The 19,129-nt window shown below is 71.4% G+C and carries 18 protein-coding genes; 9 read left to right on the top strand and 9 right to left on the bottom strand.

Annotation, left to right across the window (positions count from 1 at the left end; genetic code table 11):
* The first annotated feature begins 8 nt into the window (after positions 1-8).
* On the top strand, positions 9-1,217 hold the full coding sequence (locus tag ACIBSW_RS37205; RefSeq protein WP_354725480.1) for a hypothetical protein: 1,209 nt from the start codon (positions 9-11) through the stop codon (positions 1,215-1,217).
* Positions 1,218-1,285: 68 nt separating this feature from the next.
* Positions 1,286-1,534, top strand: coding sequence for a hypothetical protein (locus ACIBSW_RS37200; RefSeq protein ID WP_354725482.1), 249 nt, complete (start codon positions 1,286-1,288; stop codon positions 1,532-1,534).
* 25 nt (positions 1,535-1,559) lie between these two features.
* Here the strand turns inward: ACIBSW_RS37200 and ACIBSW_RS37195 are convergent, their stop codons facing one another.
* Both ACIBSW_RS37195 and fbaA read right to left on the bottom strand, forming a co-directional pair.
* Positions 1,560-2,084, bottom strand: a complete 525-nt coding sequence (locus tag ACIBSW_RS37195) for a hypothetical protein (RefSeq protein ID WP_354725484.1) — start codon at positions 2,082-2,084, stop codon at positions 1,560-1,562.
* A gap of 110 nt (positions 2,085-2,194) precedes the next feature.
* Complete coding sequence (gene fbaA / locus ACIBSW_RS37190) at positions 2,195-3,220, bottom strand: class II fructose-bisphosphate aldolase (protein ID WP_354725486.1); 1,026 nt, start codon at positions 3,218-3,220, stop codon at positions 2,195-2,197.
* 185 nt (positions 3,221-3,405) lie between these two features.
* On the opposite strand from fbaA, the gene ACIBSW_RS37185 reads away from it, so the two are divergent.
* Positions 3,406-3,597: a hypothetical protein gene (locus ACIBSW_RS37185; protein WP_354725488.1), complete on the top strand. Its 192-nt coding sequence runs from the start codon at positions 3,406-3,408 to the stop codon at positions 3,595-3,597.
* A 183-nt stretch (positions 3,598-3,780) separates the two neighbouring features.
* Here ACIBSW_RS37185 and ACIBSW_RS37180 read toward each other — a convergent pair whose 3' ends face one another.
* Positions 3,781-4,818: an LCP family protein gene (locus tag ACIBSW_RS37180; RefSeq protein WP_354725490.1), complete on the bottom strand. Its 1,038-nt coding sequence runs from the start codon at positions 4,816-4,818 to the stop codon at positions 3,781-3,783.
* On the bottom strand, positions 4,815-5,297 hold the full coding sequence (locus ACIBSW_RS37175; RefSeq protein ID WP_354725492.1) for a SigE family RNA polymerase sigma factor: 483 nt from the start codon (positions 5,295-5,297) through the stop codon (positions 4,815-4,817). The genes ACIBSW_RS37180 and ACIBSW_RS37175 overlap by 4 nt, the downstream gene beginning before the upstream one ends.
* Positions 5,298-5,395: 98 nt before the next feature.
* Between ACIBSW_RS37175 and ACIBSW_RS37170 the strand changes: the two genes are divergently transcribed.
* From ACIBSW_RS37170 to ACIBSW_RS37160, 3 genes are read left to right on the top strand one after another with little or no spacing between them, the layout of a single operon-like run.
* Complete coding sequence (locus tag ACIBSW_RS37170) at positions 5,396-6,823, top strand: 3' terminal RNA ribose 2'-O-methyltransferase Hen1 (RefSeq protein ID WP_354725494.1); 1,428 nt, start codon at positions 5,396-5,398, stop codon at positions 6,821-6,823.
* On the top strand, positions 6,820-9,318 hold the full coding sequence (locus ACIBSW_RS37165) for a polynucleotide kinase-phosphatase (RefSeq protein WP_354725496.1): 2,499 nt from the start codon (positions 6,820-6,822) through the stop codon (positions 9,316-9,318). The genes ACIBSW_RS37170 and ACIBSW_RS37165 overlap by 4 nt, the downstream gene beginning before the upstream one ends.
* Positions 9,319-9,372: 54 nt before the next feature.
* On the top strand, positions 9,373-10,305 hold the full coding sequence (locus ACIBSW_RS37160; RefSeq protein WP_354725497.1) for a DedA family protein: 933 nt from the start codon (positions 9,373-9,375) through the stop codon (positions 10,303-10,305).
* Positions 10,306-10,379: 74 nt separating this feature from the next.
* Here the strand turns inward: ACIBSW_RS37160 and ACIBSW_RS37155 are convergent, their stop codons facing one another.
* The 4 genes from ACIBSW_RS37155 to ACIBSW_RS37140 all read right to left on the bottom strand — a co-directional run bounded on the left by ACIBSW_RS37155 (position 10,380) and on the right by ACIBSW_RS37140 (position 14,029).
* On the bottom strand, positions 10,380-11,057 hold the full coding sequence (locus ACIBSW_RS37155) for a class II aldolase/adducin family protein (protein ID WP_354725499.1): 678 nt from the start codon (positions 11,055-11,057) through the stop codon (positions 10,380-10,382).
* 99 nt (positions 11,058-11,156) lie between these two features.
* On the bottom strand, positions 11,157-11,534 hold the full coding sequence (locus ACIBSW_RS37150) for a helix-turn-helix transcriptional regulator (RefSeq protein WP_092549981.1): 378 nt from the start codon (positions 11,532-11,534) through the stop codon (positions 11,157-11,159).
* 824 nt (positions 11,535-12,358) lie between these two features.
* The gene (locus tag ACIBSW_RS37145) at positions 12,359-13,144 is read right to left on the bottom strand and encodes a hypothetical protein (RefSeq protein WP_354725502.1); all 786 of its coding nucleotides are present in this window, start codon (positions 13,142-13,144) and stop codon (positions 12,359-12,361) included.
* 87 nt (positions 13,145-13,231) lie between these two features.
* Complete coding sequence (locus ACIBSW_RS37140) at positions 13,232-14,029, bottom strand: hypothetical protein (RefSeq protein WP_354725504.1); 798 nt, start codon at positions 14,027-14,029, stop codon at positions 13,232-13,234.
* Positions 14,030-14,426: 397 nt separating this feature from the next.
* Between ACIBSW_RS37140 and ACIBSW_RS37135 the strand changes: the two genes are divergently transcribed.
* Positions 14,427-14,606 (top strand): hypothetical protein, encoded by a 180-nt coding sequence (locus ACIBSW_RS37135; RefSeq protein WP_354725505.1) that lies wholly within the window; start codon positions 14,427-14,429, stop codon positions 14,604-14,606.
* Between the two features lie 49 nt (positions 14,607-14,655).
* On the opposite strand, the gene clpB is transcribed toward ACIBSW_RS37135, so the two are convergent.
* Positions 14,656-17,241 (bottom strand): ATP-dependent chaperone ClpB, encoded by a 2,586-nt coding sequence (clpB, locus tag ACIBSW_RS37130; RefSeq protein WP_354725507.1) that lies wholly within the window; start codon positions 17,239-17,241, stop codon positions 14,656-14,658.
* A gap of 160 nt (positions 17,242-17,401) precedes the next feature.
* On the opposite strand from clpB, the gene ACIBSW_RS37125 reads away from it, so the two are divergent.
* Together ACIBSW_RS37125 and ACIBSW_RS37120 are read left to right on the top strand one after the other, a co-directional pair.
* On the top strand, positions 17,402-18,607 hold the full coding sequence (locus ACIBSW_RS37125; RefSeq protein WP_354725509.1) for a sugar efflux transporter: 1,206 nt from the start codon (positions 17,402-17,404) through the stop codon (positions 18,605-18,607).
* 22 nt (positions 18,608-18,629) lie between these two features.
* On the top strand, positions 18,630-19,127 hold the full coding sequence (locus ACIBSW_RS37120) for a cation:proton antiporter regulatory subunit (RefSeq protein ID WP_354725511.1): 498 nt from the start codon (positions 18,630-18,632) through the stop codon (positions 19,125-19,127).
* Positions 19,128-19,129: the final 2 nt, after the last annotated feature.

The following is a 19,129-nucleotide window of genomic DNA, read 5'->3' as shown; positions in this document are numbered from 1 at the left end:
CTACGATGATGCCCGGTGATCCATTGCAGCCCGTTTTCGGCGGCGACATCCCCTTCGACAGCACCGCGGGTGAGGTCGAGTCCCGCGCCGAGTTCAACGGGCACCTCGCCAAGCGGTCGCTCGCCGGGCTGATCGTGCTCGGGCTCCGGCTCGACCTCGACCCGCCCGACTTCACCGGCGTCGACGTCAAGGGCACCCTGTTCGTCGGCTGCCGGCTGGCCGCGCCCGAGGTCGAGATCGACCTGATCCGCCGCGGCGCGCACCTGGTCCCGCCGTTCGACGCCCGGCCGTACCCGACCCATCCGGCGCACCTGTACACGCCGGAGGACCTCGCGTACGGCTTCGCGCAGGACGGCTTCGCCGGCATGTACGACACCTGCGTCTACGAGCACTTTCTCGAGCACGGCGGCGCGGCGCCCGACCTGCGGGAGGCGATCGCGCAGCGGCTGCACGACGCCGGCATCGACAACGCGCTGGGCAAGGCCCTCGCGGCCTGGGTGCACGCGCACGGCGCCCGCGGCGCGGTCGGGATCATGGGCGGGCACGCGGAGCCGCGCGGCTCGGACGCGTACCGGATGGCCGCGACGCTGGCCTGGCGCCTGGCCGGGGCCGGTCGGCTGATCGTGACCGGCGGCGGGCCGGGGGTCATGGAGGCCGCCAACCTGGGTTCCTACTTCGCCACCCGCACCGCCGGGGAGCTGTCCGAGGCGATCGACCGGCTCGCGCCGACGCCGGACTTCCTGGACCACGATCCGTACACGGCGGCGGCGCTCGCGGTGCGGGCCGCCTATCCCGCGCCGCCCGCCGTCGTCGGCGACGTGGTCGGGCGTCTCACCCACGGCGGCCTGGCCCTGCCGACCTGGCTGTACGGACACGAGCCGGCCAACCTCTTCGCGGGCCAGATCGGCAAGTACTTCTCCAACGCGGTCCGGGAGGACTCGATCCTGCGCCTGTCCCGCGGCGGCATCGTCTTCGCGCCGGGCTGGGCGGGCACGGTTCAGGAGATATTCCAGGCGGCGACCAAGACGTTCTACCGCACCGACGGCCCGTCCGGCGCGTTCGTCTTCCTCGGCGTCGACCACTGGGCGGCGCTGCCGGTCGAGGCGCTGCTCAGGCCCCTGCTGGCCCGCTCGCCGCACGGCGACCAGTCGGGCCTGATCCTGGTCACCGACGACCTGGACGAGGCGATGCTGGCCCTGAGCGTCGACGACGCCTGAGGGGTACGGCCACGGTCCGCAGTCGCGCCCCTACGGGCGGGTGGCGGGCGTGCCACACACTGCCAGGCATGGTGATGGTCTTGTTCGTTCTCGGGTTTCTGACGGTCGTCGGCGTCGCGCTCTGGGTCGGCCGACGGACCGTCGGCGGCGGCCCGTCGCACAGCAACCGCTACCTGGGCGACGCCTCCTCCGGCAATGAGGTGGGCTTCGGCTCCCACGGCGGCGACTCGCACCACGATCACGGCGGCGGCTGGTCCGGCGGAGACGGCGGCGGCTGGTCCGGCGGAGACGGCGGCGGCAGCGGCGGAGGCAACTGACCGCCGACCGCCCGAGGCACCCGCGTCAGGCGACGCGGACCCGGCGCCAGCTGTTCACCGGTAGATCCATTTCCGGTACGTCGGTGAGGCCGTTCTCGTCCATGGCGTTGTAGACCGCCAGTCGCGCACCCTCGAAGAGAAACTCGACGGCGTGCAGCACCCGGGGACGCCACTCGGTGAGGGTGGTCCGTTCCACGATGTTGACCTCGCGCAGCTTCTTGCCGCGGGCGTTGCGCAGCGCCGCGTGCGGATCGGCGCGCCAGTCGAGCTGGATGCCCGTCGAGTACCACTCGACGGGTCCGCTCATGTCCACCTGGTCCCAGGTGATTGCACATTCGTCGAACTTACGGTGGGTTATTTCGACGTTAGTGTCACCAAAGCCGAGGATCACCGGCCCGTCCGCGAACCAGCCGCGCTCGGAGAGGTCCCACATCAGCCATCCGGCGATGAGCTCACGCCCGATGAGCCGGGAAAACCGCGCCCTGTGCACGGCGGCAAGCGCCTCGGCGTCGTGGTGCCAAACGGGATCGTACCCGCCGATGCCGAGCATGATCACCGCCCTCGTCCGGACAAGACGACGATCGTACCCATGCCTCTGCGTAATGCCGCAAGACAGGAACGGCCGGTCCCCACGTCCGGGGACCGGCCGTTACCGGTGAGTCACTTCTTGAGAGTGGTGCCCGCCGAACGCAGGTGCTCGCACGCCTCGACGACGCGCTTGGCCAGACCGTCCTCGGCCAGCTTGCCCCAGGCGCGCGGGTCGTACTGCTTCTTGTTGCCGACCTCGCCATCGATCTTCAGCACGCCGTCGTAGTTGCGGAACATGTGGTCCGCGACCGGGCGGGTGAACGCGTACTGCGTGTCGGTGTCGATGTTCATCTTGACCACGCCGTAGTCCAGGGCGCCGTGGATCTCCGAGAGCAGCGAGCCGGAGCCGCCGTGGAAGACCAGGTCGAACGGCTTCTCCTTGCCGTACTTGGCGCCGACCGCCTCCTGGATCTCCTTGAGGATCTCCGGGCGCAGCTTGACGTTGCCGGGCTTGTAGACGCCGTGCACGTTGCCGAACGTCAGGGCCGTCATGTAGCGGCCCTTCTCGCCCAGGCCGAGCGCGGCGGCCGTGGCGAGGCCGTCCTCGACCGTCGAGTAGAGCTTGTCGTCGATCGCGGCGGAGACGCCGTCCTCCTCGCCACCGACCACGCCGACCTCGATCTCGAGGATGATGTGCGCGGCGGCGGACAGGGCGAGCAGCTCCTCGGCGATCTGCAGGTTCTCCTCGACCGGCACGGCGGAGCCGTCCCACATGTGCGACTGGAACAGCGGCGCCCGGCCGTTCGCGACCCGCTCCTTGGAGAGCGCCAGCAGCGGACGCACGTACGAGTCGAGCTTGTTCTTCGGGCAGTGGTCGGTGTGCAGCGCGATGTTGACCGGGTAGTTCTTGGCCACCTCGGTCGCGTACTCGGCGAGGGCGACGGCGCCGGTGATCATGTTCTTCACCGTCGGGCCGGACGCGTACTCGGCGCCGCCCGTGGACACCTGGACGATGCCGTCGCTGCCGGCCTCGGCGAAGCCCTGCAGGGCCGCGTTGAGCGTCTGCGAGGACGTCACGTTGATCGCGGGGTACGCGAACGCGCCCGCCTTGGCGCGGTCGAGCATCTCGGCGTAGACCTCGGGGGAAGCGATGGGCATCGGTGCGCTCCTTGATCTCAAGCGGAAACAGAGGGCAGGACCGCGCTGTCCTCCAGCAGGCAGAGTATTCCGCAGTCACCGTCCGCGACGGAAATCGGCCCGATACCGGAGCGCCCGTTTGCGCGCGGTACCGCCGGGGACCCGGCAGCATGAAGGGGGTGCCCGCGAGCCGGAGGGGAGTCACGATGAATTACCTGGAGGACGAGCGCGCCCTTGACGCGCCGGAGGGCGACGCCGCCGAGCAGGCGACGGTTGCCGACCCCAACGCGGACGACGAGGCCGACGAGGAGCCGGCGCTTCCGCGGTCGGCCGAGGTCTCCGAGTGGGACGCCCTGGAGCAGGCCAAGATCGTTCACCTGGAGGACGAGTACCGCTGACGATAAACGGGCCACTTGGGATTTAGTCGGCTATTTGACACGCAATCATCCCGATGCCCACATTCCTCACCGGCACCGCCAGACCGTCGCCGGCCGGCGTTGCCTCGGCCCCATGCGTCCCACCGCACCCCCGTGCGTCCTTCCCTCAGGCCGCACGTCCCCTCCCTCAGGAAGCGCGAGTCCCTACTTCAGGAGAAAGGTGGGGTTGGCGGCGGTCCACGCGGCCAGGTCGTCGTCCCGGATGGCCGCGTAAAGCCCAGCGCCGACGCCGGGGTAGATCCGCTCCCGGCCGTCGCCCATCGACTGGAAGCCCGGCTCGCTCACGCCGACGACCTCGGTCGACGCCCGCGGAACGGCGCGAAGCAGCGTGGCGAGCTCGCCGTCGATCTCGACACCGTCCCGGCCCGCCACCAGCAGCTCGTTCATCCGGATCGGGCTGCGGAGCGTGCCGTCGGTGGCCACCTTGGCGAACAGCGCGCTCAGGAACCGCTGAGCGTTGCGGTCGCGGTCGTAGCTGCCGTTCTCGAGCCCGTGTCGGGCCTGCAGGACCGGCGCGACGTCGGCGGCGCCCAGGTGCTGGCAGCCTCTGGGATATTTCCGGCCGTTGTGCACGGAGGTGAATGCCTGCGGCAGGCACACCTCGACGCCGCCGACGGTCTCGGTGACCGCGCGCAGGGCCCGGAAGTCGACCGTCACGGTGGCGGCGAACTCGACCCCGGTCAGACCCGTGACGGTCTGCTCGGTGAGCGCCGGGCCGCCGATCCGCAGCGTCTCGTTGAGCTTGCCGCGCGCGCCGCCGGGCAGCGTCACCTCGCCGTCGCGGGGCAGGCTGACCAGGTAGACCCGGCTCCGATCCGCCGGCACGTGAATGATCATCACCGTGTCGGCGCGCCGATCCTTCGGGTCGTGGTTGCGCAGCCGGTTGTCGCCGCCGATCAGCAGCACGTCCACCGCGCCGGTCGGTGCGGGAGCGGTGAGCCCCAGGTCGGACACCTCCACCGACAGCGCCGCCCCGTGCACCCATCGCTCCACCACGACCGGCACCGCCGCACCGGCCATCAGCACGGCGGCGGCCGCACCCGCGGCACGGCGGACCAGTCGGCGGCGCTTCGCGCGTACCCAGGCCACGTCGATCCGGGCCCGCACCGGGCCGGCGGCCGGGACCTCGGCCTCGTGCCGCCGGAAGACGGCCCGCAGTTCATCCTCGATCGGGCTGCTCATCGGACCTCCACCAGCTCGGTGCGCAGCGCGGCGAGCGCTCGCGATATCGACGAACGGACGGTGCCGACGGCGCAGCCGAGCACCTCGGCGATGTCACCGTCCGGCAGATCCTCGTAGTAGCGCAGGACCAGGGCGGCCCGCTGCTGGCGCGGCAGCCCGGCCAGCATGCTCCAGACCCGGTCCCGCTCGGCGGTCTCGTCGGCGTGATCGCCGGGCTGCGCCCGCACCGGCGCGGGCTCCGCGCGCAGCAGCACGCGCTTGAGCCAGGAGCCCCGCCGGAGGTCGATGAACTGGTTGGTGAGCATCTTGCGCACGTAACCGTCGGGCGAATCGCTGCGGGCCACGCGGCGCCAGTTGAGCTGGACGCGGACCATGGTCTCCTGCACCAGATCCTGCGCCGTGTGCTCGTCGCCGGTGAGCATCACGGCGTAGCGCAGCAGCGCGCCGAGCCGGCTGTCGGCGAATTCCTCGTAGGTCACGGGCACCTCCGCTCATACGACGGATCCGGGCACCGGAATCATTGCGGCGGCCGTCAAATAGGTCGCCACCGACGCCGGCCCGCTGCGATCATCTGCCGGTGCTGCTCACCGTGACGACCACCCGACGGCCGGCGACCGACCTCGGATACCTGCTGGTCAAGCACCCCGACCGGGTGCACTCCTTCGACGTGCCCACCGGCACGGCCTACGTCCTGTTCCCGGACGCGGCCGAGGACCGGTGCACGGCCGCGCTGCTGCTGGACGTCGACCCGCAGCGGCTCGGCGCCGCGCGCGGCGCCCGCGCGCAGCAGCCGGCGCCGGAGTCGTTCACGCTGGGCCGATTCGTCAACGACCGCCCGTACGCCGCGTCCAGCCTGCTCGCCGGCGCGCTGGCCAAGGTCTTCCGCAGCGCGCTGCGCGGCGAGTCGAAGGACCGCCCGGAACTGGCCGGCGAGGCCATCCCGCTGGAGATCCACGTGCCGGTGCTGCGCTGCCGGGGCGACGCCGCCGCGCTGTTCGAGCCGCTGGGCTGGACTGTCACCGCCGACCCGATCCCGCTCGACGACGTGCCCGACGGGCACCCGCTCGCCGGCGACAGCCCGTACGTGAGCCTCACCCTGACCGGCACGCTGCGGCTCTGCGACGCACTCAATCACCTGTACGTGCTGATGCCCGTCCTCGACGACGCCAAGCACTACTGGGTGGCGCCCGACGAGATCGAAAAGCTGCTGCGCGCCGGCGAGGGCTGGCTGGCCGGCCACCCGGAGAAGGTGCTGATCACGCGGCGCTACCTGGCGCACCGCCGCGGGCTGGCCGCCAGCGCGCTGGAGCGGCTGGACCCGGCCGACCCGGACTCCGTCGACGCACCGGCCGACACGGTCGCCGACGAGGAGGCCGAGCTGCCGGTGGCCCGCAAGCGGCCGCTGGCCGAACAGCGGCGCGACGCGGTCCTGGCCGCGCTCGCCGAGTCCGGCGCGACCCGGGTGCTCGACCTCGGCTGCGGCGGCGGTGTGCTGCTCGCCGGGCTGCTGGCCGACCGGCGCTACACGGAGATCGTCGGCACCGACGTGTCGTCGCACGCCCTCGACCTGGCGCACCGCCGGCTGCGGCTGGACCGGCTGCCCGAGCGGCAGCGCGACCGGGTGACGCTGTGGCAGTCGGCGCTGACCTACCGCGACGACCGGCTGCGCGGCTACGGCGCGGCGGTGCTGATGGAGGTCATCGAGCACGTCGACCCGGCCCGGCTGCCCGCGCTGGAGGCCTCGGTCTTCGGCCATGCCCGCCCGGTCACGGTCGTCGTGACCACGCCGAACGTCGAGTACAACGCGCTCTACGAGGGACTGACCGGCATGCGCCACTCGGACCACCGCTTCGAGTGGACCCGTGCGGAGTTCCAGGCCTGGGCCGACCGCACCGCAGCCGGATACGGCTACGGGGTCGCCTTCCGCGGCGTTGGCGACGACGATGCCCTGCGGGGCACACCGACCCAGATGGCGATCTTCACGAAGGAGGAGGAGAAGGCATGACCGAGATCGACATTCCGGAGCTCGCGCTCGTCGCGCTGGTCGGCATCTCCGGGTCGGGCAAGTCGACGTTCGCCCGCGAGCACTTCAAGGCGACCCAGGTGCTCTCCTCCGACTACTTCCGCGGCCTGGTCGCCGACGACGAGAACGACCAGTCGGCGTCCGCGGACGCCTTCGACGTGCTGCACTACGTCGCCGGCAAGCGGCTGGCCGCCGGCCGGCTGACCGTCGTCGACGCCACCAACCTGCAGACCCACGCGCGGGCCGGCCTGATCCGGGTCGCCCGCGAACACGACGTGCTGCCGGTCGCGGTGGTGCTGGACGTGCCGGAGGCGCTGGCCTGGGAGCGCACGCAGGCCCGCGACGACCGCACGTTCGGCCGCCAGGTGCTCGGCCGGATGCACCGCGACCTGCGGCGCTCGCTGGGGCAGCTGTCCCGGGAGGGCTTCCGCAAGATCCACGTGCTGCGCGGCGCGGACGAGATCGCGGCGGCGACGATCCGCCACGAGAAGCTGTTCAACGACAAGCGCGAGGTCACCGGCCCGTTCGACATCATCGGCGACGTGCACGGCTGCCGCGCCGAGCTGGAGACCCTGCTGACCACCCTGGGCTACCGGCTGGTCCGCGACGACCTCGACCGTCCCGTCGACGCGGTGCATCCGGACGGCCGTACCGCCGTCTTCGTCGGCGACCTGGTGGACCGCGGCCCGGACTCGCCCGGCGTGCTGCGCCTGGTCATGGGCATGGTGTCCGCCGGAACGGCGATCTGCGTGCCGGGCAACCACGAGCAGAAGCTGGCCCGCAAGCTCGCCGGCCGCAACGTGCAGCTCACCCACGGCCTGCCGGAGACGCTCGAGCAGCTCTCCCGGCAGGACGAGGCGTTCACCGCCGAGGTCCGATCGTTCATCGACGGTCTGGTCAGCCACTACGTGCTGGACGGCGGCCGGCTGGTCGTGGCGCACGCCGGGCTCAAGGAGGCCTACCAGGGCCGCGCGTCCGGCCGCGTCCGCGCGTTCGCCCTCTACGGCGAGACCACCGGCGAGACCGACGAGTACGGCCTCCCGGTCCGCTACCCGTGGGCCCGCGACTACCGCGGCTCGGCGGCGGTCGTCTACGGCCACACGCCGACCCCGGAACCGGAGTGGATCAACAACACCATCTGCCTCGACACCGGGTGCGTGTTCGGCGGGCGGCTGACGGCGCTGCGCTGGCCGACCCGCGAGCTGGTCTCGGTGCCGGCCGAGCGGGAGTACTACGCGCCGGCCCGCCCGCTGGTCCCGGTCGACACCCGGCCCGACGAGGGCATCGACCTGGCGGACGTCACCGGCCGGCGGCACCTCGACTACGGGTACGGCCGCACCACGGTCGCCGCGGAGAACGCCGCCGCGGCGCTGGAGGTGATGAGCCGCTTCGCGCTCGACCCGGCGACGCTGGTGTGGCTGCCGCCGACGATGGCGCCGTGCTCGACGTCGAACCTCGAGGGCTACCTCGAGCATCCGGCCTCGGCGTTCGCGGACCTGCGCTCGGCCGGCGTCCCGACGGTGATCTGTGAGGAGAAGCACATGGGGTCCCGCGCGGTGGTGCGGGTCTCGAAGTCCGGCGACGGCGACGCGATCTGGACCCGTACCGGGCGGCCGTTCTTCGACGCCGAGCGCAACCGCGCGCTGCTGGCCCGCGTCCGCCGGGCGGCCGACGAGATCTTCGACGAGCTGGACAGCGGTTGGCTACTGCTGGACACGGAGCTGCTGCCCTGGTCGGCGAAGGCCGGCGGCCTGATCCGCGAGCGGTACGCGGGCGTCGGCGCCGCCGGACGGGCCGCGCTGCCGGCCGCCCTCGAGGTGCTGCGGAAGACCTCCGCGCGCGGCCTGGACGTGTCCGGGCTGCGGGACCGGCTCGAGCTGCGGGCGACGGAGATCGGGGGCTACTCGGCGGCGTACCGCGCGTACGTCCAGCCGACCGACGGGCTGACCGGCGTGACGCTGGCGCCGTTCGCGGTGCTGGCCGGGGCCGGGGTCAGCTACCGCGACCGGGACCACGGCTGGCACCTCGGCATCGCCGACGCACTGGTGCGGGCCGACCCGGAGCTGTTCACGCCGACCCGCCGCATGGTGGTCGACCTGGCCGACCCCGCGGCGGAGCTGGCCGCCACCGACTGGTGGCTGGCCCTGACCGAGGCCGGCGGCGAGGGCATGGTCGTCAAGCCGTACGCCGGGCCGGGCGCGACCGACGAGAAGGGCCGGCTGCTGCAGCCGGGCGTGAAGTGCCGCGGCCGGGAGTATCTGCGGATCATCTACGGCCCGGAGTACACCCGCCCGGAGCAGCTCGAACGGCTGCGGCAGCGCTCGCTGGGCCGTAAGCGCGGCCTGGCGCTGCGCGAGCACGGCCTCGGCCTGGCGGCGCTGGACCGGCTGGCCGAGGGCGCGCCGCTGTGGCGCATCCACGAACTTGTCTTCGCCATCCTGGCGGCGGAGTCGGAGCCGGTCGATCCGCGGCTGTAATCCACAGCATTCGTACAGGTGGCTGCGGGACAACGGCCGGTACCCTGGCTCCTCGTGGACATCCATGCGCTCTCCGAGCAGCTCGCCCTGAACCCGATGGACCCGAAGGATCTGCTGCAGACCTTCGGGCTGATCGGCGTCTGGGCGATCCTCTTCGCGGAGACGGGCCTGCTCGTGGGCTTCTTCTTCCCCGGGGACTCGCTGCTGTTCCTGGCGGGCGTCGCCGCCTCGCCGGTGGCGGATTCGATCTTCGGCAACGGCACCCGGCTCTCGCTGGCCGGGCTGCTGATCGGCGCGCCCCTGTGCGCCATCGCCGGCGCCCAGCTGGGCCACTGGCTCGGCGCGAGGTACGGCCGCCGCATGTTCGAACGCCCGGACAGCAAGCTGTTCAAGCGCGAGTACGTCGAGAAGGCGGAGTACTACTTCGAGAAGTTCGGCCCGGCCAAGGCCGTGGTTCTGGCCCGGTTCATCCCGATCGTCCGCACCTTCCTGAACCCGGTCGCCGGCACCCTCGGCATGCCGGCCCGCCAGTTCTTCATCTGGAACGTGGTCGGCGCGATCCTCTGGTGCGACGGCGTGATCCTGCTCGGCTACCTGCTGGCCCAGCAGATCTACGACGCCATCGGCGACAAGATCGACCACTACATTTTGCCGGTGGTCGCCCTGATCGTCCTGATCTCGGTGCTCCCGATCCTGATCGAGATCCTCCGCGAGCGGAAGGCGAAGAAGGCCACGCTGAAGGAGGCCGGTCCGGCCACCGCGATCGGCGTGGTGGCGGCCGCGACCGTGGTCGGCATGGCGGAGGCGATCGTGGAACACGAGCACGGCCACCACGGCCACCACGAGGCGGGCCAGCACCAGGCGGGCCCACACGGTCACCACGGCCAGCACCAGGCCGGCCACCACGAGGCCGAGCCGCAGGGGTCCGGCCACTACCGGTCCGGTCAGCACGACCCCGGCCAGCAGGAGCCACGGCCCTGGGCCTAGGGCCTGGCTGGAACGACGACGGGAACGCCCCGCGGCCCGGCTCCGGGGAGAGCCGGGACGCGGGGCGTTCTTCGTCAGACGGTGACCGGTGCGTGCGAGGCCAGGCGGTCCAGGAACTCCTCCGGGACTTCGCGGAGGTCTCCCAGGCGGCCCATGGTCAGCGCCTTGTAGGTCAGCGCCGCGGCCTCTTCCAGGTTGCGGGCCCGCTTGTGGGCCAGCTCAACGGTGTCTGCCATCACGACGCAGCCGTGCTGGCTCAGCACCAGGCAGTCTGTGCCGTCCGCGGCCATGGCCGCCGTCAGCGCCGCCACCTCGGTGCTGCCCGGCAGGCGGAACGGCACGGTGGAAATGCGCTTCAGGTAGAAGGCATGGTCGGTGGTGACAATGCGGATGTGCTCACCGAGCGCATCCAGTAGCAGCGCCGTCTGTGGGTGCAGGTGTACTACCGCGTTCACGTCCGGGCGGGCACGGTACAACGCAAGATGGAGGGCGATCTCACTGGTCGGGGGTATGCGTGGTGCCGGAATCGCCCCGATGGCCACAGGCGCGCCGTCGGAGATCTGTACCGATGTGAAGGCCGTCCGGCTGAGTCTGTCCAGCCAGGCGCCGCTCGCGGTCACCCAGCAGGCATCGTCCTCGTCCGGGATCCGGGCGGACAGATTGCCGCCGGAGCCGCAGACCAGTCCGGCCTGCACCACGTCATAGCCCACATGCGCGAGCTGGTCGCGCAGATCGCCGGGCACATAGTTCACCCGTTAACTCCTAGGGTCCGGGGGGTGGATCCTGATGGAGGTGGCCGGCCTGGCGTCACGCCTGATAAACGGTGACGCCAGGCTTTGTCGGGTCTACTTTCAGCGCGCCTTCTTCGTGGCCCGCTTGCGTGGCGGGGTGAGCAGGTCCGCGATGGTCGCGATCGCGGACGGGACCAGCCGGTAGTAGGCCCACACGCCGCGCTTCTCGCGCTCGAGCAGGCCGGCCTCCGTCAGGATCCGCAGGTGGTGGCTCACGGTCGGCTGCGACAGCCCGAGTGGGGCGGTCAGGTCGCAGACACACGCTTCGCCATCCGTAGCGGACTGGATGAGGCTCAGCAGCCGAAGCCGAGCCGGGTCGGCGAGTGCCTTCAGCACCCCCGCCAGACGCTCGGCATCCGCACGTTCAATTGGCTCGCCGGCAAGCGGCGAGATCTGAGGCATTGTCATTTCCGCCAACGCAGTTCCCACGATCTCCATCCTTCCACCAACTGCATCGATTCTCCTGCATGTGCGCAGGAACGAACCGGCTAACTTTCAGGCCGTAAGGCCGAGATCGGTCGAACGGTAGGCCGATCGGTACGTCTGTCCGGCACCCCGCACGGCAGCGTCCGCACCCCGATCAACCATTCCCGCGACACCGACTTCGGTCTCTGCCTCCTGCAACGCCTCAGCCGCCGTCTGGTCGCTGCTCATCGCCGTCGAGCTCTCGATCCCCGCCCCCGGAGTGAGACGCCCCACATTGTCGATTCACGATCAGGACGGTGGCCGTCCGACGTCCGCCCGGTCGTCGGAAGGGCCCGTGTACTGCACCGTCACACGGCGCGGGTCGAGGTCACAGTCAACTTCACGACCCGATGAAAGCACGACACAACGCTACGCGACGGGCAATTCAGCGATGAATTTACGCAGGTCGTGGCGGGCTTCCATGGCTTCGAGCGTACTTCCTGCCGGGAAACCGGAACGTTCTGCCCCGCCAGGGCGGAAAGGAACTATTGACCCACGGCATTGGCCCGACGGTACTGGAAATGTTGTTAACTGAAGCGGTCGCGGCCCACCCTTTCAAAGAGGCATAGACGCAGCTCAAAGCACGTTTTCGAGGTGCCGTTCCGGGGGCGGCAGACAACGACGGTCATCGAACGAGTACGCACCGACACCGTTGTCATCGCCGCACGTCTGCCCGTCCAGCGAAAAACCACCACCGAGCGGCAAGTCAAAATCGGCCAGACAGCGAAATCAGGCACATCCTCGGCGTACAACGTTACCCGTTCGGGTGACGCACGTTCGTCGATGCGTGTCGCCCGTCAGTTGGACGGACGCGACCAGTACTCATCGTCGGGGCCCGGCTGCGGGCGCCCGCCCGGCGGGATCGGCTGCCCCGCGGCCGGCGGTGCCGACGGGTACGGCGATCCGTAGCCACCGGCGGGCGGCGCCGGGTAACCGCTCATCGGCTGCGGGCCGTAGCCGGCGGGCACGGGCGGATAGCCGGCGAGGGCCGGGTTGGCGAAGGGGTCCGGCGGCAGCGACTTCGGCGCCCGCCCGAAGAACGTGCCGGGCGCGGCGAGCAGCAGCAGGCCGACGATCACGTATCCGGCCATCTGCGCGACGCACAGGACGACGTTGAGCCCGAGCCACGACCCGGGGTACGCGTCGGCCAGCGCGGCCTCCGGCGTGCCCGCGGTGGCGTCGCCGCCCAGCTGGACGGTCACCACCACCGTCGACGCGCAGCCGGCGAGCAGCCCGAGGCCGGAGACCACCCAGGTGGCGATCCGGGCGGCGTTGCTGCCCCGCCTCAGCCCGAGCGCCAGCACGACGTAGAGGGCGAAGAGGATCACGGCGAGCACCGCGCCCACCGCGGCGACGATCCAGACGACAGTGACCATGCCGTCGACGTCGGCGCCGCCCGAGCCGCCGGTCGCGTCCCGGAACCGGTCGACCGTGCCGGGCACGATCGCGATCGCGGCGATCGCGTACGCGAGCCCGGCCACCGCCATCACGACCAACAGGATGGCCGCGAACGCCACCGAGGCCGGGCGGCGGGGCGCGGCGGGTTGCGGCGCGGCGACCGGCGGCTGCATTGCGTACGACATGGACGTCTCCCGGTGATCCGTTGCGGACGAACCTACCCGGACGCGCAGCGCGCCGCCGGGTTACCGGCGGCGCGCGACGTACGGGTCTCAGACGGGATCGGTCGGCGACCGGCCCGGCTTGTCCTCACCGGGCGGCGGGGGCGGCGGCGCGCTCCACGGATCGGTGGGCGACGCCCCGGGGAGGTTCGGATCCGGGGCGGCCGGCGGGGCAGCGTCCGGCGCCGGCGGCGCGGGCGGCGGCGGCGTGGTGCCCGGGTAGGGCGGGTACGCCGGCTGGCCCGGGTAGGGCGGCTGCTGCGCCGGCTGGCCCGGGTAGGGCGGCTGCTGCGCCGGGTAGGGCGGGTACTGGTTCAGCGGGTCCCAGGCGACCTGCGGCTTGCGGAAATACTCGTTCGCCGCCGGCAGCGCCAGCAGGATCACGGCGGCCAGCAGGGCGAGCACGACGAGGACCGTCAGCAGCGTCGACACCGGCTCGACCCAGCCCGGCAGCTCGCTGGAGAGCCGCGCCTCGACCTCCTTGGCGCTGGGCCCGTCGGTGCTGCCGGTGTCCAGGCCGGTCGCGCCGGACAGGGCGGTGCCGAGCAGGCCGAAGCCGTTACAGCAGAGGAAAATGCCGCCGACCACCCAGGTGGAGATCCGGGCGGGCTGCTTGCCGCGGTTGTTGTAGATCGCGAGGATCGCCAGGGCGCCGGCGAACAGGACGTTGATCACCACGGCGCCGACCGTGGCCCCGACGATGAACGTCTCCATGCCGGCGTTCGCGGTGCCGTCGTAAAGCTCCGCGTAGACGTCCCGGACGGTCCCGACCGTGGTCAGGGACACCACCGCCGCGATGATCGACGCGGCGGCACTGAGATAGAGCAGATAGGACGAGACCGTCACCACCGATGGACGCGATCTCGGCGCTGACACTCCCGGGTACATCGGATCAGACACGGCGCTCCCTCCTAGATCCACTCACGGTATCGGGCGCACGCCAGATCCGTCGACCGGCCGACATCGCATCACGCTGTATGGCAACATCGCCCGATGTAGCACTAAATCGGACGATATAGGTCGCTCGTTCAGGGGGCGACAGAACTCGATCGCCGGCCATACACTCCAACTCGTGGCGTGCCGTAGGCAGCAGAGAGCTCCGGCGGCGCCCCCTGCCCGACCGCGTCGCCGCCCCCGCTCAGAGACAGCCGGGGCCCAGGCAGACCGGACACGGGCACCCTCCCGATTACGCCGGCCGCGTGACCATGCCGCGGCCGCCCAGACTCGACAAGGACCGGTGAGTCCCATGCCGCACGCAGACACCCTGACCGTGGTGCACCACGACGACACGAGAACCAGCTACACCGACGTCCGTTACCAGTTGCACCGCGACGGGATCAGGATCTGGTCCGAGGAGGGCGAGCACGCCTTCACGGACATCCTCATGACACACGCCTACCGGCAACGGGAGGCACAGGCGAGCTAGGAAACGCCGAAGGGGCCCCGCTCAGGTGAGCGGGGCCCCTTTCGGTCGCTCAGGACCGGACCGAGAGCCCGTCCTTCGTCTCGTTCAGGTCCACCACGACGGTGTCGCCGTCGACGATCTCCCCCGCGAGCAGCGCCTTCGCCAGCGAGTCACCGATCGACGACTGCACCAGCCGGCGCAGCGGCCGGGCGCCGTACACCGGGTCGTAACCCCGCTCGCCCAGCCAGAGCACCGCGGCCTCGGAGACCTCGAGGCTGAGCCGCCGGTCGGCGAGCCGGTTGCGCAGCCGGCCCAGCTGGATGTCCACGATGGCGGCCAGGTCCTGGGCGGTCAGCGCCTGGAACACCACGATGTCGTCGAGCCGGTTGAGGAACTCGGGCTTGAAGTGCGCCCGTACGGCGGCCATGACCTCCTCGCGCCGCTCCTCCTCGCCCAGGGTGAAGTCGGAGATGACCGACGAACCCAGGTTCGAGGTCAGCACGAGGATCGCGTTGCGGAAGTCGACGGTGCGGCCCTGGCCGTCGGTGAGCCGTCCGTCGTCGAGCACCTGCAGCAGCGTGTCGAAGACGTCCGGGTGTGCCTTCTCCACCTCGTCGAGCAGCACCACCGAGTAGGGCCGGCGCCGCACCGCCTCGGTGAGCTGCCCGCCCTCCTCGTACCCGACGTACCCGGGCGGGGCGCCGAGCAGCCGGGCGACGGAGTGCTTCTCGCCGTACTCGCTCATGTCGATGCGGACCATGGCGCGCTCGTCGTCGAAGAGGAAGCCCGCGAGGGCCTTGGCCAGCTCGGTCTTGCCGACGCCGGTCGGGCCGAGGAACAGGAAGCTGCCGGTCGGCCGGTCCGGGTCGGCGACGCCCGCGCGCGCCCGGCGCACGGCCCCGGACACCGCGGCGACGGCCTCGGCCTGGCCGACCACCTTGGCCTGCAGCGACTCCTCCATGCGGAGCAGCTTGGCGGTCTCGCCCTCCATCATCCGGCCGGCCGGGATGCCGGTCCACGACGCGATGACCTCGGCGACGGCGTCGGCGGCGACCTCCTCCTTGACCATCGGCGGCTCGGTCTTCTCCTCCTCGGCCGCCGAGGCGTCCTCGATCTCGGCGATCAGCGCGGGGATCTCCTGGTACTGCAGTCGGGACGCCTTCTCCCACTCCGCGTCGCGCTGCGCCCGCTCGAGATCGGCCTGCGCCTCGTCCAGCCGCTTCTTCAGCTCGCCGACCCGGTTCAGGCCGCTGCGCTCGCGCTCCCAGCGGGCGTTGAGCGCGGTGAGCTCCTCCTCACGGTCGGCGAGGTCGCGCTCCAGCCGCTGGAGCCGGGCGATCGACGCCGGGTCGGTCTCCTTCGTCAGGGCGAGCTTCTCGACGCGCATCCGGTCGACCTGTCGCTGCAGCTGGTCCAGTTCGACCGGCCGGGAGTCGATCTCCATGCGCAGCCGCGAGGCCGCCTCGTCGATCAGGTCGATGGCCTTGTCGGGCAGGAACCGGTCGCTGATGTAGCGGTCGGACAGCGCCGCCGCCGCGACCAGCGCGCCGTCGGTGATCTGTACCCGGTGGTGCGCCTCATACCGGCCCTTGAGCCCGCGCAGGATGCCGATCGTGTCCTCGACGGTCGGCTCGCCGACGACGACGGGCTGGAAGCGCCGCTCGAGGGCCGGGTCCTTCTCGATGTGCTCGCGGTACTCGTCCAGGGTGGTCGCGCCGACCATCCGCAGCTCGCCGCGGGCCAGCATCGGCTTGAGCATGTTGCCGGCGTCCATCGAGCCCTCGCCCTTGCCCGCGCCGACGACCGTGTGCAACTCGTCGAGGAACGTGACCACCTGGCCGTCGGAGTTGCGGATCTCCTCGAGCACGCTCTTGAGCCGCTCCTCGAACTGGCCGCGGTACTGCGCGCCAGCGACCATCGCGCCGAGGTCGAGCGAGACCAGCTTCTTGTCACGCAGCGACTCGGGCACGTCGCCGGCCACGATGCGCTGCGCCAGGCCCTCCACGATCGCGGTCTTGCCGACGCCGGGCTCGCCGATCAGCACCGGGTTGTTCTTGGTACGCCGGGAGAGCACCTGCACCACCCGGCGGATCTCGGCGTCGCGCCCGATGACGGGGTCGATCTTGCCGTCGCGGGCCAGCGCGGTCAGGTCGACGCTGTACTTCTCGAGCGCCTTGTAGGTCTGCTCGGGCTCGGCGGTGGTGACCCGGCGGTCGCCGCCGCGGACGGCGGGGAACGCACCGACCAGCGTCTCCTCGGTGGCGCCGACGTCGCGCAGGGCCTTGCCGACCGCGCCGCCGACGCGGGCCAGGCCGGCCAGCAGGTGCTCGGTCGACACGTACTCGTCGCCGAGCGGCTTGGCGATCAGCTCGGCCTCGCCGATCGCGTTGACGAACTCCCGCGACAGGCTGGGCTCGGCGGTGCTCGCGCCGCGGGCCGAGGGCTGCTGCTCGACCGCGCGTACGGCCGCGCGTCGCACGTCCGCGGGATTGGCGCCGACCGCGCGCAACAGGGCCGCCGCGGTCGAGCCGCCGGTGTCCAGCAGCGAGAGCAGCAGATGCCACGGCTCGACGGTGGCGTGTCCACGCTGGTTCGCGTCGGCAACCGCGCCGGTGATGACGTCACGGCTCTTGGTGGTCAGGCGTTCGGTGTTCATGAGCTCCCCTGGATCGGATCAGTTCCCGAGTAGTCCAGCAATCCGAGACTTGAGCGTATTCCACTCAACTCTAGGTCGGCGACACCACACACCCCGCCGGTACCGACCGTAACGGGAAACACGGTGCGCAACGGGACCCCCGGGCCGTAGCGTGGCCGCGGTGACCCAGGAGACCTCCGCACCGCCGGCGTCGCGCCTCGGTCGGACACTGCTCCCGCTGGGCCTGCTCTTCCTCGTCGTCGGCATCTCGGTGGCCCTGTTCAACCCGTTCCTGTCGCTGTTCCTGAGCACCGAGGTCGGCGCGGGCCCGGTCGAGATCACGGTCTTCCTGGTCGTCGCGCCGCTCGGCGGCGTGCTCGTCTCCTCGCTGATCGGCCGGCTCTCCGACCGGCGGCCGATCCGGCGCACGCTGCTGATCGGCGGCGCGGTGGCCGGCGTGATCGGCACCGGCCTGACCGCGGTGGTCCGCGACTACTGGGTGCTGCTCGCTCTCTCGGTCACCGCCTTCGCGATCGCCGGCTCGCTCTTCCCGCAGTCCTTCGCGTACGCCCGGCAGGTGCTCGAGCGCGACGACCCGGCCCGCGCGCCGATGGGCATCAGCGCGCTGCGGACCGTCTTCTCCCTCTCCTGGGTCGCCGGCCCGCCGCTGGCGGCGTTCCTGCTCGCCACCGGCGGCTTCGGCTGGATCTACGGCTCGGCCGCGATCATGTACGCGCTCGCGGCCCTGATCGCGATCCTCTGGCTGGACGAGGTGCCGGTTCGGGCGCACCGCGCGCCGGACGATCCGGCCGGCCCGCCGGTCGACGCCGGGCGGTGGACGCTGTGGCTGACCGCGGCCGCGTTCACCCTGCTGCAGACCCCGCTGACGCTCGCGGTGCAGGCCCTGCCGCTGTTCATCGGCACCGAGCTGCAGGGCGACGTCGGCGATGCCGGACTGCTGCTCGGGCTCTGCGCCGCGCTGGAGATCCCGCTGATGCTCGGCCTCGGCCTGCTCTCCGTCCGGCTACCGGTGCGCCGGCTGCTGTTCGCGGGCGCGGCCTGCGGCATCGCGTACTACTCGGTGGCCGCCCTCGCCACCGAACTCTGGATGCTCGTCGCCGGGCAGGCGCTCAACGCCATGTTCATCGCCGCCATCACCGGCCTGGGCATCTCCTACATGCAGAACATGCTGCCGGGGCACCCGGGACGGGCCACGACGCTGTTCACCAACGGGTTCCCGCTCGGCGCGATGCTGGCCGGGCCGCTGTTTGGGCTGGCACAGCACTTCGACTACCGGCTGGCGTACTGGCTCTGCGCGGCGCTGTGCACGGCCGGTCTGCTGCTCCTGATCGTGGTTCGTAACGACCGTCCGCCGCGACGCGCATGACAGATCGGTTACCGTTGGTCCCGTGCGCGTACGGGTAGAGCAAACACCGCTTCCGGGTATCGGGGTCCGGCATGACCTGATCACCTCCTCCGGCCGTACCGTCGGCGTCGTCTCGCATCGCAGCGGCCGCCGCGACCTGGTCCTCTACGACGTGGAGGATCCCGACGCCTGCCTGGCGTCGATACCGCTGACCGACGACGAGGCTGAGGCGCTCGCCGACGTGCTCGGCGCCTCCCTCATGCTCGGCCAGCTGGCCGGACTGCGGCAGCAGGCCGCGGGGCTGCTCACCGAGCAGATCGCCCTGCCGGCCGGTTCGCCGTTCGTCGGCCGCCGCCTCGGCGACACCCGCGCCCGGACCCGGACCAGCGCGTCGATCGTCGCGGTCCTGCGCGACCGAGAGGTGATCGCCTCCCCCGGCCCGACGTTCCTGTTCGAGGCGAACGACGTGGTCGTCGCCGTCGGCACCCGCGACGGCCTGGACGGTGTCACCGCCATCCTGGCCGGCGACACCGGCGACTGAGG

This window comes from Actinoplanes sp. NPDC049668 (genome assembly GCF_044465445.1).
Lineage (GTDB): Bacteria > Actinomycetota > Actinomycetes > Mycobacteriales > Micromonosporaceae > Actinoplanes.
Note: the sequence above shows the minus strand (reverse complement) of the source record. Positions and strands in the feature narration are given on the sequence as shown.